The 14,185-nt window shown below is 36.9% G+C and carries 10 protein-coding genes; 9 read left to right on the forward strand and 1 reads right to left on the reverse strand.

The window, feature by feature from the left end; genetic code table 11:
* The first annotated feature begins 234 nt into the window (after positions 1–234).
* The 9 genes from Q3Y49_RS01895 to Q3Y49_RS01935 all read left to right on the forward strand — a co-directional run bounded on the left by Q3Y49_RS01895 (position 235) and on the right by Q3Y49_RS01935 (position 12,593).
* Positions 235–954 (forward strand): peptidase associated/transthyretin-like domain-containing protein, encoded by a 720-nt coding sequence (locus Q3Y49_RS01895; RefSeq protein ID WP_303270524.1) that lies wholly within the window; start codon positions 235–237, stop codon positions 952–954.
* Between the two features lie 295 nt (positions 955–1,249).
* Positions 1,250–2,527, forward strand: coding sequence for a hydroxymethylglutaryl-CoA reductase (locus Q3Y49_RS01900; RefSeq protein ID WP_303270525.1), 1,278 nt, complete (start codon positions 1,250–1,252; stop codon positions 2,525–2,527).
* Positions 2,524–3,495, forward strand: coding sequence for a UbiA family prenyltransferase (locus Q3Y49_RS01905; protein ID WP_303270526.1), 972 nt, complete (start codon positions 2,524–2,526; stop codon positions 3,493–3,495). Before Q3Y49_RS01900 ends, Q3Y49_RS01905 begins: the two co-directional genes overlap by 4 nt.
* Positions 3,492–6,098 (forward strand): PEP/pyruvate-binding domain-containing protein, encoded by a 2,607-nt coding sequence (locus tag Q3Y49_RS01910; RefSeq protein WP_303270527.1) that lies wholly within the window; start codon positions 3,492–3,494, stop codon positions 6,096–6,098. Before Q3Y49_RS01905 ends, Q3Y49_RS01910 begins: the two co-directional genes overlap by 4 nt.
* The gene (locus tag Q3Y49_RS01915) at positions 6,095–7,183 is read left to right on the forward strand and encodes a BtaA family protein (RefSeq protein ID WP_303270528.1); all 1,089 of its coding nucleotides are present in this window, start codon (positions 6,095–6,097) and stop codon (positions 7,181–7,183) included. The genes Q3Y49_RS01910 and Q3Y49_RS01915 overlap by 4 nt, the downstream gene beginning before the upstream one ends.
* Positions 7,180–7,839 (forward strand): diacylglycerol/polyprenol kinase family protein, encoded by a 660-nt coding sequence (locus Q3Y49_RS01920; RefSeq protein ID WP_303270529.1) that lies wholly within the window; start codon positions 7,180–7,182, stop codon positions 7,837–7,839. The genes Q3Y49_RS01915 and Q3Y49_RS01920 overlap by 4 nt, the downstream gene beginning before the upstream one ends.
* Entirely contained in the window at positions 7,836–8,846 is a 1,011-nt protein-coding gene (locus Q3Y49_RS01925) for a hypothetical protein (protein WP_303270530.1), read from the forward strand. Before Q3Y49_RS01920 ends, Q3Y49_RS01925 begins: the two co-directional genes overlap by 4 nt.
* Complete coding sequence (locus tag Q3Y49_RS01930) at positions 8,846–10,384, forward strand: AMP-binding protein (protein ID WP_303270531.1); 1,539 nt, start codon at positions 8,846–8,848, stop codon at positions 10,382–10,384. Before Q3Y49_RS01925 ends, Q3Y49_RS01930 begins: the two co-directional genes overlap by 1 nt.
* 1 nt (position 10,385) lies before the next feature.
* Positions 10,386–12,593 (forward strand): efflux RND transporter permease subunit, encoded by a 2,208-nt coding sequence (locus Q3Y49_RS01935; RefSeq protein WP_303270532.1) that lies wholly within the window; start codon positions 10,386–10,388, stop codon positions 12,591–12,593.
* Positions 12,594–12,659: 66 nt separating this feature from the next.
* Here Q3Y49_RS01935 and ilvA read toward each other — a convergent pair whose 3' ends face one another.
* Positions 12,660–13,925, reverse strand: coding sequence for a threonine ammonia-lyase IlvA (ilvA, locus tag Q3Y49_RS01940; RefSeq protein WP_303270533.1), 1,266 nt, complete (start codon positions 13,923–13,925; stop codon positions 12,660–12,662).
* Positions 13,926–14,185 lie beyond the last annotated feature (260 nt).

Here is a 14,185-nt window from a genome sequence, read left to right on the forward strand (position 1 = left end):
GAGCCGAGCCTTGCTAAGGTAGCCAGAGATGAGGCGCAGGTAAATAATAATAGCTTTCAAGAGCAATTAATTTCTATTTCATTCACTGCTCTAGAGGAGTTAAGGCAATCAATAATATTGCTGTTTGTTATACAATCACTTTCGCCCGTCCATCTTAAATTATATACTTACATAATATAGACAACAGCTTAGAAGTTACTTATACAACTCGCTGGTCAACCCACAAGTCGCATAATGAAAAATCTGCTAAGCTTTATACTACTTTCTTGTACAATTCATGAATCATACTCACAACATATTACCGGGATCATCCAATCTGAAGAAGACGGCTTAGGAATTGAAGGTGCCCATATTGTCAACATTAGCAAAAACTTGATGGCCATTTCCTCTGAATTAGGAAATTTTAGAATTGAAGGTGAAACCGCTGATACTTTAATGGTAAGCAACATTAATTATGTTTCAAAACAATTCATCTATTACGGAAACGATAAAGTCTCCATACTATTAAAACCAAATCTAATTCAACTTGAAGAGGTGATTGTTAGCAACCTACCTAAAACTGCAAACGACTTTCGTAAAAAATTAATTGCAATGCCTATGCAGCACAATGATCAATTCATTCCCTTTGGCGTAACGCCAGGAAAAGCTCGGTCTGAGATCCCTCCGCTTTACGATCGAGATATTAGCGGTATAAAATATAAGTTTAGCGGAAAACGTACTAAGGAAAAAGTTAAATACTATAGGATTAAAGCTGATCTTGACGACTCAATTATTAGAAATAAAAAATACAACAGGGAATTAGTTGCTTCACTTACAGGATTGGAAGTAGTCGAATTAACCAGTTTTATAAATTATATGAAATTAAGCAAGTATTTCTTGGATAGCTCTTCAGCATATGAAATTGCCGAAAGAATCAAAGAGGAATTTGAAGAGTATCAGGCGGTAAAAAATTAGAACTGAAAGTATGGAAAACATCTCAATTGAATTAAGCATAGAAATGTTTGCTAAAAGATCAATCAGTTAAATAGAGGTACTATTAAATTATAGGTCTACACCTAGATTATATACATCAGTAAAATTTTCAAATTGAAATATGATTTATTAGTGGAATAAATTACATTTACTTAGTTGAAATCAGGCCTATTTGATTAGTCATAAAAAAATAAACATCAAATAGAATATTTTATATACAATTATTCTTGAACCAGTAGTCTTAGATTTTTACGTAAACGAACCAACATATCGACTTATGTCTTCATCTAGCAAAAGAACCCAAAAGGCACTCCAAACCTTAAATATGCTCCATGACATTCCAGAGCTGATAAAAAAGGTGAAGAATAAATCAGGAACTGTAGAAGACCATCAGTATTTCCCTATTGAATTCCCAGTAAGCGATGAAGGCTCTTCAAAAAGAAAAGCCTTCATCAAAGATTATTTACAGCGAAATCCTGAAAATTTATTTCAAGAAAGCGAGAAGATTACCGCAGAAGATTTCAGGGGAAATATTGAAAATTTTATAGGCTGCATTCAGCTTCCAACCGGAATGATAGGCCCACTGAGAGTAGTGGGATCAGTAGCTCAAGGCGATTTTTATGTCCCGCTTGCTACAACCGAAGGTGCCTTAGTAGCTTCTTACCAAAGAGGGGCAAAAGCATGTACGCTGGCTGGAGGCGCTACATCTATTTGCCTAATTGAATCGGTCAAAAGATCTCCTGTTTTTAAATTTGATAATCTAGGAGATTTGGGCAGCTTTTTGGTTTGGTTTTATGAGCAAACTGCTCATTTCCATAAGTTAGTCCAAAAAAGTAGTCGATTTGCTCAATTGCAGGATATAAGCTCCAATATAGAAGGCAACCACCTCATTTTGACTTTTGAATTTGAAACGGGTGATGCATCAGGACAGAATATGGTAACCATTTGTACGGATCATATTTGCCAATTCATTTTAGCAAATAGTCCTATTAAACCTCTTAAATGGTACGTAGAAGGCAACTACTCCGGAGATAAAAAAGCTACTTCTCTATCATTCTCGAGTGTAAGGGGCAAAAAAGTTACAACGGAAATTACCTTGCCAGAGTCTATAGTTAGAGATGTACTGAAGAGCAGCCCGAAAGAGATGGAAGAATATTGGAAAACCTCCACCTTGGGAACCATTCAAAGTGGTGCCATTGGGGCGCAAGGTCATTATGCCAATGGTCTAACAGCCCTGTTTTTAGCAACAGGTCAGGATGTTGCATGCATTGCAGAAGCCGCAGTTGGCGTGACGCGAATGGAGGTAAATGAAAGTGGCAATTTGTATGCTAGTGTCACTTTACCTAATTTAATTGTAGGTACCATTGGAGGCGGAACCGGTCTGCCTACTCAAAAAGAGTGCTTAGAATTAATGGACTGCTATGGAGAAGGTAAGGCTAGAAAATTTGCTGAAATCTGTGGTGCTGTTGTTTTAGCTGGAGAATTATCTATTGCGGCCGCACTATCGGTTGGTCATTTTACAGCTGCGCACCAAAAACTAGGAAGAACAAAATGAGTGGTTATATCATCAATGAACACAGTAAAGAAGCGGAAAACAAAGCCTCATTTTTAAAGAGATTGTATATCTATCAAAAAGAACGTTTCCCAATTTTAGGACATGGTATTTTAGTGGCTGTATTTAGTTTTTCAGCCATCTCCTACTCAAGAATCAGCCGTGGTGCTGAAGGCTTTGTCAGCACGGAAAAATATTTACTAGGAATTTTCACTACCATTACCCTCTTCCTTTTAGTCCGAATTTTAGATGAATTTAAAGATGCAAAAGATGACGCAAAATTTCGACAGGAATTGCCAGTTCCAAGGGGACTGATTTCATTGAAAGAATTAGCGATTATCGGCTGGCTTGTTTTTATAGCTCAAATCATCATCAATACTGTTTTCTTTCCGAAGATGTTGCTTTTATATGCTGGAGTCATTATTTATTTGTTATTGATGACAAAAGAATTTTTCATTCCTGAATGGTTGAAAAAGCATCAATTCTGGTATGTCACCTCTCATATGTTCATTATTCCATTTATAGATGTTTATGCAAGCGGCTTTGATTGGTTTGTAGCCGGTGTTCAAGCTCCAGTCGGATTACTTTTCTTCTTTGCAGTATCTTATATGAACGGAATTGTATTGGAAGTAGGCAGAAAAATAAGAACTCCAGAGCAAGAATCGGAGGGTGTACTCACCTACACTTCCATGCTGGGAATTCCGAAAGCCATTTATTTATGGATAGTGGTGTTGTTTGCTACGCTTCTGCTCAGTTTTGCTGCTTCCTATTTTGCAAATTATAGCATGGAAATCTATATGATTTTATTGTTTGTATTTATGATTTGTCTTTTCCCGGCTTTCCTTTTTTTAGGAAAAAAAGATGCTAAAACAGCAAAATTCATTGAACATGCTTCTGCCATTTGGACCATTGCCATGTACCTTATTTTGGGAGCTGGCCCGATGATTTCACGTTTAATCGGTGAGTTATGAACATCATCACTGAAAACGATATTGATCAAATTGATTTAGATAAAACAGGAGGAAAAGGCACTAATTTATTAAAGCTCAAAAACCAAGGTTTTCAAGTCCCAAAATTTATTATTCTGCCTGCAGATGAACTGCAGGCATCGATCAAGGAAAACTTAACAAGTACAGAATCCATCATCAATAACATTCAGCAGTATCAATTTTCAAATGAAATCATTAGTGAAATTAATTCTCATTTTGATGAAAACACACTGTTAGCAGTACGTTCTTCCGCTACCATAGAAGATGGAAAGGAATACTCCTTTGCTGGCTTATTTGAAAGCATTATGTATGTTCCTGTGACAGAAATCCAATCTGCCATTCGAAAAGTCTGGCAATCTGCCTATTCCGAACGGATTCAGCAATATATGAATTCAAAAGGCATCAAAAATAAGGATCTATCCATAGCCATTATTTTGCAAGAAATGGTGGAAGCAGATGTTTCAGGAGTTGCTTTTGGCGCCAACCCTGCCAATGGTGATGAAAATGAACAAGTCATCAATGCTGTATTTGGTGCTGGTGAAGGCTTGGTTTCTGGGCAATTGAATGCTGATATGTTTCACATTAGTTCAGAAGGCATCAAAACAGAATTAGCTCAAAAAACACATCAGTTAATAGTCGATCATGAAGCAGGTCAGGGGTTAAAAAAAGTAGCACTAGATGAAAATAAACAAAGTCAGACTACATTAGAACAAAATCACATATTAGAAATTTCAGCAACGCTTGCCCAACTAAAAGAGAGTTTTAGCGGCCCACAGGATATAGAGTTCGCCTATCGAAATGGAAGCTTATATATATTGCAAAGCAGACCGATTACAACAGGAAAGCAAAAAACTATTGCAGAAAACTATATCCTCTGGGACAATAGCAACATTATTGAATCTTATCCCGGAGTGACCACACCTTTGACTTTTTCATTTATAAGTCAATCCTATCAACAGGCCTATCAGCTTTTCAGTGCTTATATGGGCGTTGATCCCAAAGTAATTGCTAAAAACCAGCAAGTGTTTAAAAACACATTAGGTTTAATAAGAGGCAGAGTATATTATAATCTAAAAACCTGGTATTTGATGTTGGCCATGTTGCCCGGCTACAGTTTGAATGCACGCTACATGGAAACCATGATGGGAGTTAAAGAGCGCTTTGACATTCCTAAAGACTATATTATCTCAAAAGGTCAAGCCTATTGGTCGATTGTCAAAACAGTATTTAAAATGCTTCAGCGCATGTTTTCGCTGCCCAAAAAACGGGCAGAATTCATGCAATTATTGGAAGAAACTATCAGCAAGTATAAATCCATTGACTATAAAAATAAATCTGCATCTGAATTATTGAGTTTATATCTGGATTTTGAGAAAAAATTACTCAACGAATGGAAAGCTCCTTTGCTGAATGATTTTTTTGCCATGATTTGGTTTGGCATGTTGCAAAAAAGCACAGTCAAATATTTGAAAAGCGAAAATCCCAACATTCATAATGATTTGCTGTGCGGAAGTGCGGATATCATCTCCACTCAGCCGATCCACAGGAGCATTGCTATTGCAACTTTCATTAATCAAAATGAGGGTTTAAAAGTATTTTTCAGTGATGCTCCAGAAAAGGTATGGCAAAAATTGCAAGCAGAAGAGAATGACGCAAATATCATTAGCCTTCGAAATCAAATTGATGAATATATCCATGATTTTGGAGAAAGATGTGTGGGCGAATTGAAGCTCGAAACCTTATCCTATGAGCAGGCTCCAGAGCAACTAATCAAGATCTTGCAGTCCTATGTCAATCAAAATATTTCAGTCAAATCTACTTCCGGAAATCTTGAGCAAGAGTTGCGAACCAATGCTGAAAAAGAAATTCAATCGAAGCTAAAATTCAAGCCAATCAAAAAATGGTGGTTAAAATATATTTTGACTAAAACCCGACAAATGGTAAGCGGCAGGGAAAACTTGCGCTATGAAAGAACCAGGGCGTTTGGCATTGTACGTAAGTTATTCTCAACTATTGGAAATCGTTTTTATGAGGAAGATTTAATCACTCATCCACGAGATATCTTCTATTTGACCAAAGCGGAAATAGAGGGATTTATTGAAGGAAGAGGAGTATTTACTGATTTAAAGGAAAACATCGCGATCCGAAAAGCCGAATATGCAAAATTCGAAAAAGAGGATCCGCCACCTGAAAGATTTGCTACAAATGGAATAGTATATAGCAGTGAGATTGCCGGGCAAGAGGAAGAGAGTACAATTGACGGTGAACTAAAAGGAATTGGATGTTGCCCTGGAAAAGTCAGGGCAAAAGTCAGAAAAGTAAATCATCCGCAGGAAGTTGATAGTTTAAATGGAGATATTTTGGTCACGTCCAGCACCGACCCGGGATGGGTTACATTATTCCCATCGGCTTCGGGGATCATAGTGGAAAGAGGAAGTTTGTTGAGTCATTCTGCTATTGTCTCCAGAGAAATGGGGATTCCATGTATCGTTAGTGTTTCAGGATTACTGAAGCAATTAAAATCTGGAGATGAAGTGCTGATGGACGGAAGCTCAGGTATTATTAAAATCCTTGAATCAAAATGAGCAAGGCTGTTGAAAAAGTTGACTTCAGTAAAATCCGCTATGCTAATTGCTGGGAAGATGCCGATATTCTCTTGGAAGGACTAAATCCCAAAGCGGGCAGTAAAATTTTGTCCATTGCCTCTGCAGGAGACAATAGCTTTGCTTTACTTTCCACTGATCCCGAGCTACTGCTAGCAGTTGATCTCAGCAAATCACAATTACACTTATGCGAATTAAAAAAGGTGGCCATCAAAAATTTGGAACGCGAAGAATGCTTGCAGTTTTTAGGTTTCCATTCTGATAAAAAACGATTAGAAACCTATGCTCAATTACAATCCCAGCTAAGTGCGGAGGCTAGATCCTATTTTGACCAATTGTCGAATGAAATCCAGCGTGGAATTATTCATCAGGGGAAATTTGAACAGTATTTCCAATTGTTCAGCCAAAAAATACTTCCACTGATTCACTCCAAAAAAACAATCCAAAAGCTATTTCAAGAAAAGTCTGAATTGGCACAAATAGATTTTTATAAAAATAAATGGAATAGCTGGCGGTGGCGAATGCTATTCAAGCTATTCTTTAGTAAAGCCATAATGGGAAAATTCGGAAGAGATCCTGAATTCTTAAAGCAAGTTGAAATTCCCGTAGCAGAATATATTTTCCGTAAGGCGGAAGTGCAATTGCAATCCCAAAGCGCTCAACAAAATTTCATTCTAAACTACAACTTAACAGGAGAATTCGGTGTCCATTTACCGTATTACCTGAGAAAAGAAAATTATGAGAACATCAAAAGAAAATTGGGTGCACTAAAGCTTTTTGAGGGATATGCACAAGATGCAATGGGTCAATATGATGCATTTGACTACATGAATTTATCCAACATATTTGAATATATGGATGTAGAGACATTTCAAAATACTGGCAAAGAGTTAATCAATGGATTAAAAAAAGAAGGTAAAATCGCTTACTGGAATTTGATGGTAGCTCGCCAATTATCTAAAGAATTTCCACAGGATTTAGTCTTTCAAGCTTCATTGTCAGATGATTTAACGCAAAAAGACAAAGGCTTTTTCTATCACCAAATACTCATAGAGCAACGGAAATGAAAGAAGATTTGATGGCGATTTCTTTACTGGCATTATTATTTCTTTTCCTATTTGGAATGACTGAATTATTGTACCATCGCTTCAAATGGAAAGTCGAACTCACCCGAAAAATCGCACATATCGGTACCGGAATCATCACCCTACTATTTCTAATTCTACTGACTAGCCATTGGTCTGTTTTACTACTTAGCAGCAGCTTCTTATTACTCCTGAGTTTAAGCATGCGGTTTAATTTTCTGCAATCGATTAATGCTATTGATCGCACCTCTTATGGAAGCCTATTATATCCAATATCAGTTTACGGCTGCTTCTATGCTTATGACAGCTTCAATCAGGAAATACTTTTTTTCTACTTACCCATTCTAACTTTAGCTATTTGTGATCCTATAGCGGCATTAGCGGGAAAAAGAAAGCCTTTTGGCAAATACAAAAGAGGCAGCAAATCGCTTTCAGGAACTCTTGGTTTTATGGGATCTTGCCTGATCTTATCATGCATTTTGATGTGGATGCTGACGAATCTCAATACATTCAATATAATTCTATACAGCGCTGTAGTGGCTGTCTTATCTAGTTTGACTGAAACCATTAGCGGAAAAGGATTTGACAACCTCAGCATCCCGCTAATAGTCATCATTATCTTAAAATTCATTTTATGAGTCTTAAAATCAAAAAAATATCTCCCGAATCGGCTGAATTCAACAGATTCCATAATTTCCCAAAAAGAATTTATCCTGAAGATAGTCCCAAATGGAAGGTTCCGGAAGACTTTGATTTTAAGAATTTGATTGCCATTTATGGAGTGGAAGAGGAAAACAATCTTCTTGCAAGAGCTGCTTTATACCAAAACCCTAATTTGAATTTTCAAAACCAACCAACGTGTTGCATCGGAAATTATGAAGCCGAAAATCACCCGAAAGCAGTACAAATTTTAATTGATCAAGTTTCTGAAGACGCCAAAAAGTTAGGAGCAAAATTCCTTTTAGGGCCTATGAACGGAAGTACTTGGGGCACATACCGTTTTGCGGAAAGCACCAATTCCCCATTCTTTTTGGAACCTCATCACCTGAATTATTATCAAAAACACTTTTTAAATGCAGCTTTTCAGCCTATCAGGAATTACAACAGTAAGCTGGTGGAAGAAATCCCGACAGATTCTTTAGAACCGGAAAGTGAATTGATTGAATTACAAAAATCTTTAAAAGTGAAAGTGCGCTCAATTAATATGGATGATTTTGCTGGTGATTTAATGAAATTACACCAATTAGTCCATCAAGCATTTGCTAGCAACTTTTTATTTACTCCACTGGAGAAGGAAGAATTTGTAGTTAAATATATGAGTACTTCCAATTTCCTAAATCAGGAATATACTCGAATAGCAGAAGATGAATATGGTAATTTTCTAGCATTTTTCTTTTGCATGGACGATTTGTTAAACCCAAATGAAAAGCGGTTGATCATCAAAACCATAGCTCGCCATCCTGACCCGAAGTGGAGAGGACTGGGTCAATTAATGGGCAGTTTGTTATATCGAAAAGCTAAAAAAGACGGCTACAAATCCATCATTCATGCTTTAATGGACGAAGATGCGAATTCTTCCAGTATCTCCACCAAATTTGCGGGAAAACCTATAAATCGCTACTTTCTGTATGCAAAAGAACTCTGATGGAAGCTGGCCAATTCAACATCGTTTCACTTTTTGCAGATGCTTCCAAAAGGCACCCTGACCGAATAGCCATTATTGAGAAAAATCATCAGATCACATTTGCAGAATTGGCTCAAGAAATTGATAAAACTGCCAGCTATTTTCAGCAAAAAGGAATTTCAAAAGGTGATCGCGTACTGGTCTTTGTCCCGATGGGAATTAATCTTTACCGAATCGTTTTGGCACTATTTAAAATTGGCGCCACAGCCGTATTTTTAGACGAATGGGTAAGTTTTAAAAGGCTGAACTTATGTTGCAAAATTGCAGAATGCACGGCCTTTATCGGAATAAGAAAAGCCAGGATATTGACCTTCTTTTCTTCTGAAATACGGAAAATTCCTATCAAGTTAGGGGTAGCTTACAAAGACTACGGAATTCCTGCAAAAAATATCTCAACGAATGTGAATGACACCGCGCTCATCACATTCACTACCGGCAGTAGTGGCACACCTAAAGCCGCTAAAAGAACGCATGGCTTTCTAAAAGCGCAATTTTCAGTATTGGAAAAGAAAATTGATCCTGAAATTTCCAAGGTCGATATGCCTGTTTTACCCATCGTTTTAATGATAAACCTGGGCAAAGGGATCACTTCTGTAATTGCTGATTTTAAAGCTTCAAAACCCGAAAGCTTGAAAGCTGAAAAGGTAATTGCACAGATAGAAAAGCATCAAGTGGCAAGTATTGCTTCCTCTCCCTATTTCATTTTTAAGCTAGCTCAGTATGCGATTGAACACAATGTACCTATCCAAAATATTAAACGGATATTCACTGGAGGAGCGGCAGTATTTCCTGAAGAAGCAAAAACTTATGTCCAGGCATTCCCAAATTCTACTTCAAAAATTTTATACGGCTCAACCGAAGCAGAACCTATAAGCAGTGTAAATGCTCTAGATTTAGCCACGCGAAATATAGCAAAGGACAAGGGGCTTTATGTCGGTTCAATAGATACCGCAGCAAAGGTCCTGATAATTCCTATAAAAGAAGAAAATATCAAAATACAAAATTCAGATGAGCTTAGAACAAATAGTCTGAAGGACCAGAAAATTGGAGAAATCATAGTCTCAGGTTCCCATGTTTTAAAAGAATATGTGAATAATCCGGAGGCTATGGAAAGGCAGAAAATCTGGGTCGAAGATGTATGTTGGCATCGAACTGGAGATAGTGGATTTAAAATCGGCAATGAATTATATCTGACAGGGCCTTGTAATGCTATGATTGAAAATGAATCCGGCTATATTTCACCCTTTCTTTATGAACAGATTCTAACATCGATAGATGGAGTCAATGCTGGGACCATTCTTAGCATAAAGGATAAGAATTATGCAGTCATAGAAGCTCAATCTAAGGGAGACATAGAAAAAGTAACTCCTGAAATAATGGCGATTGAAGGTATCGATGAAGTGTATTTAGTAAAGAAAATTCCACGAGACCCTCGCCATTTTTCAAAAATTGAATACAAAAAACTGAAAAATATGTTAGCTAGTAAACTCAACCTATAAAATGCATTGGCTAATTAAATACCGTTGGATTTCCCTCTTAATTGCTTTTGCAATCATTCCTTTTTTATGGTCAGGTATTGAAAAGGCAGTGCAAGTGGATAATCGATTGAGCATCTGGTTTCTGGAAGATGACCTGCAGTTAGCTGAGTATTATGAGTTTCAAGACAAGTTTGGTAATGATGAACTACTATTCATCCTACTTAAAAACGAAAAAAGTGTATTAGATCAGGAGTTTCTAAATAATCTTGAAAAGCTTACTGATTCCATTGAAAAACTAGACAGAGTAGAAAAGGTATTTAGTCCCACCAATCTAAAAATACCGAATGGCAATACTTTTGGGATTAACCAGTTCAGCAGATTTCAAGAGCCAAAATTTACGATTGACAAAAGAAAGGAGATTCTAGAAATGAATCCGGCTCTGGGTGATATTCTATTTAATCAAGACCAGACGGCAGCGGCCATTTTAATACAGCCAAAAAAATATGAAAATTACGAAGCCGAAAGAGCTGATTTCATTGCCGAAGTTAAAGGCTTAAGCTTCCAATATTTTGATAATGACAAGCTACATTTCGCAGGAATTGGAGTAATCTATAATGCCTTAAATCAACTTTCCGAAAAAGAATTTGCACTATTTTTAGGAATCGCATACGCAATCATATTCTTATTAACCATCATCATTTACAGACAGCTTTCGGTTCTACTTTATGTATTATTTGTGATCATTCTAGCCAATTGCTTTACGCTTGGGCTATTTGGGTTAGTAGATTTACAACTGAATTTGATGAGTAGCCTAATTCCCATTATTATTAGCCTCTTGGGTGTGATGGATATCGTGCATATTGTCAACCAGCATCAAAAATACATGGCCGAAGACAAAAGCGGACTATCTGCTATGAGATCAGCCATAAAACCATGTCTTTTCACCAGTTTGACCACAATGGCAGGCTTTTTAGCACTTTATGTAAGTCCAATGTCCATTTTAGAAGACTTTGGATTGTATGCCGCCATTGGAATATTCTTTTCATTGCTATTTAGTTTCTTGCTTGCTCCCATTTTTTTACCCTACATCAAAATTCATAGAAGATATTTTCCATTTGAAAAGCTCATCCCAAGAAGTCAGTTCTTTACATCCAAAAATCAAAAGGCCATCTTAATTATTGCTTCTCTAATTGTCCTAGTATCACTTTTGGGCTTAATTCAAATTAAAACTAACTCAGATACTCTGGGATATTTTCCTCAAAATCATGAGGTTTATCAAGACAGTAAAATGATAGAAGATATTTATGGAGCTTATCTTCCAATAGAATATCTTATTACTGCCACAGATGCAAATAAAAATAAGCTTCTTCAAAACACGGTTGACTGGACAGATGAAGTCAATCACTCCATTACTGGCATAGAAAGGACTTTAGGTTTTCACACATTATATGAAACCGCATTTAAAAGGGAATACAATGAAAAATGGCGGCAGGCAATTGAAAGTAAAGGCTTGGTAAACAGAACGGAATTGCAATTGAAAAAGCACTATACAGATCTCTTTCAAAGTTTTAATCACGAAGAATCGAATACTTACAGGGTCACATTCTTTACTAAAATGCTATCAGCAAATGAAATGACTGCAAAAATTAATCAGATAAATGATTTAGCAAATCAGCATTTTGATAATAATACCCAAATTTCAGTAGCAGGCTATCAACCAATGTACGCCTCTATTATCACTTTTGTGATCAAAACACAAGTTTACAGCTTGCTAACTGCATTCGTGATGGTCTTCCTACTCCTTTGGTGGATTGTCAAAAGGATCCGATTAGCCGTACTAGCCACTTCTATAAATCTTCTTCCAGTGCTGGTGGTATTTGGCGTAATGGGTTGGTTTAATATTAACTTGGATACGGCTACCGCAAGTTTAGCGGCCATTATCCTATGTATTTGCATAGATGACACTATACATTTCGTACACCACTTTTTGAAAAATAAAGAAGGAAAAAACCAATCAATTGAAATGGCAATTGACAGCACCTTAAAATGGGTGGGGAAAGCCATCGTAATCAGTAGCTTACTATTATTTCTTGGATTCGGCTCTATGATATTTGCCTCCCTAAACACTGTATTCTATTTTGGCTTACTGATTTCTATCGCGGTATTAGTGGCAGTTATTAGCCAACTTTTTCTCTTTCCTGTTTTGTTGTTAAAGTTTGCTAAAAAGTAAAATACCATGAAAATCGTAACTTACACTTTCATTTTTCATGGTAAAACAAATATCGAGAGAACTAAATTACACAACCAAATCCAATAAATACTGCTTGTCATTTAGATAATCCCCGTAAAAGCCCAATCGCTTCATGTTTTTTAATAATTGAGGGAAATCAGATGAATTTTTTAATTCGATGCCTACCACCGCAGAACCCGTTTCTCGGGAATTCTTTTTCGTATATTCAAAATGGCTAATGTCATCATCGGGACCTAACACCTCCACTACAAATTGCTTTAATGCTCCAGCTCTTTGTGGGAATTTTACTACAAAATAGTGCTTTAAACCTTTGTAAAGCAGTGCTCTTTCTTTAATTTCTTCTGTTCTAGTGATATCATTATTGCTTCCGCTCAGCACGCAAACCACATTTTTTCCTTTTATTTCCTCTGCATATTGTTCCAAAGCCGCAATGGATAATGCCCCAGCTGGCTCAGCTACTATGGCGTCTTTATTATATAATTGCAAAATCACATCGCAAACTTTTCCTTCTTCCACGGTAATAACTTCAGTCAAATTCTGTCGGCAGATTTCAAAGTTCAAATCTCCCACTTTTTTTACGGCTGCTCCATCCACAAATTTTTCAATTTGCTGCAAAACAGTATTCACTCCAATTTGAATGGAAGTTTTCATGGCAGGTGCACCTGCTGGTTCTACCCCAATGATTTTCGTTTGTGGTGACAAGGACTTAAATACACTACTTACCCCAGCTGACAGTCCACCTCCCCCAACAGGCAAAAAAAGATAATCAATTGGGTTCTCTGCCTGTTGTAAAATTTCCAGCCCGACTGTGCCTTGTCCTTCAATCACTTTAGGGTCATCAAAAGGGTGAATAAATACTGCTCCGGATTTTTCCTGATATTCCTGTGCAGCATGAAAAGCATCATCAAAGGTATCGCCCACCAACTCTATCTCCACGAAATCCTCTCCAAACATTTCAACTTGAGCAATTTTCTGTTTTGGAGTTGGAGCAGGCATGAAAATCCTGCCTTTTACTCCCAGTTTTTTACATGAAAAAGCCACTCCTTGTGCATGGTTCCCAGCACTTGCGCAGACAATTCCTTTATCTAATTCTTCACGGCTGAGACTACTGATTTTATTGTACGAACCTCTAATTTTATAAGACCTTACGGGTTGTAAATCTTCCCTTTTGAACTGAATATTAGCATCAAACTCTTTTGATAAACCTAAATTCGGTGTCAAAGGGGTTTGAAGTGCCACACCTTTTAGTTTCTGCGCGGCACTTTGTATGGCTTCTATTTTTGGGTAGTATGCTCTTAGGATTTCAGACATCTTTCAGATATAAATTGCTAAATGAAATAATATTTACTTTTTTTAATTGATACTTCAGCCCTCTGGCCGGGTAGATTCTACTTTATCATGAATAAAAAATCAATAAGGTCATAAGGATCCCGAATGCTACTAAGTTATGCTTGAAGTATATCATTTACTGTCAGCCTAAAAAATAACCTTGGTTATTTTCCTTTGTGTTCTATTGCCTCTTTTGTGGTAGGAATTTGCTGACATTAGTAGATACTAACGAGATTTATTTT

This window comes from Marivirga harenae (assembly GCF_030534335.1).
Classification (GTDB): Bacteria; Bacteroidota; Bacteroidia; order Cytophagales; family Cyclobacteriaceae; genus Marivirga; species Marivirga harenae.

Excerpts from the sequence above, each read along its gene's own strand:
- Q3Y49_RS01920 (WP_303270529.1), top strand. The coding sequence starts at position 7,180 with ATGAAAGAAGATTTGATGGCGATTTCTTTACTGGCATTATTATTTCTT.
- Q3Y49_RS01925 (WP_303270530.1), top strand. The coding sequence starts at position 7,836 with ATGAGTCTTAAAATCAAAAAAATATCTCCCGAATCGGCTGAATTCAAC.
- Q3Y49_RS01915 (WP_303270528.1), top strand. The coding sequence starts at position 6,095 with ATGAGCAAGGCTGTTGAAAAAGTTGACTTCAGTAAAATCCGCTATGCT.
- Q3Y49_RS01900 (WP_303270525.1), top strand. The coding sequence starts at position 1,250 with ATGTCTTCATCTAGCAAAAGAACCCAAAAGGCACTCCAAACCTTAAAT.
- Q3Y49_RS01905 (WP_303270526.1), top strand. The coding sequence starts at position 2,524 with ATGAGTGGTTATATCATCAATGAACACAGTAAAGAAGCGGAAAACAAA.
- Q3Y49_RS01895 (WP_303270524.1), top strand. The coding sequence starts at position 235 with ATGAAAAATCTGCTAAGCTTTATACTACTTTCTTGTACAATTCATGAA.
- Q3Y49_RS01935 (WP_303270532.1), top strand. The coding sequence starts at position 10,386 with ATGCATTGGCTAATTAAATACCGTTGGATTTCCCTCTTAATTGCTTTT.
- Q3Y49_RS01910 (WP_303270527.1), top strand. The coding sequence starts at position 3,492 with ATGAACATCATCACTGAAAACGATATTGATCAAATTGATTTAGATAAA.
- ilvA (WP_303270533.1), bottom strand. The coding sequence starts at position 13,925 with ATGTCTGAAATCCTAAGAGCATACTACCCAAAAATAGAAGCCATACAA.
- Q3Y49_RS01930 (WP_303270531.1), top strand. The coding sequence starts at position 8,846 with ATGGAAGCTGGCCAATTCAACATCGTTTCACTTTTTGCAGATGCTTCC.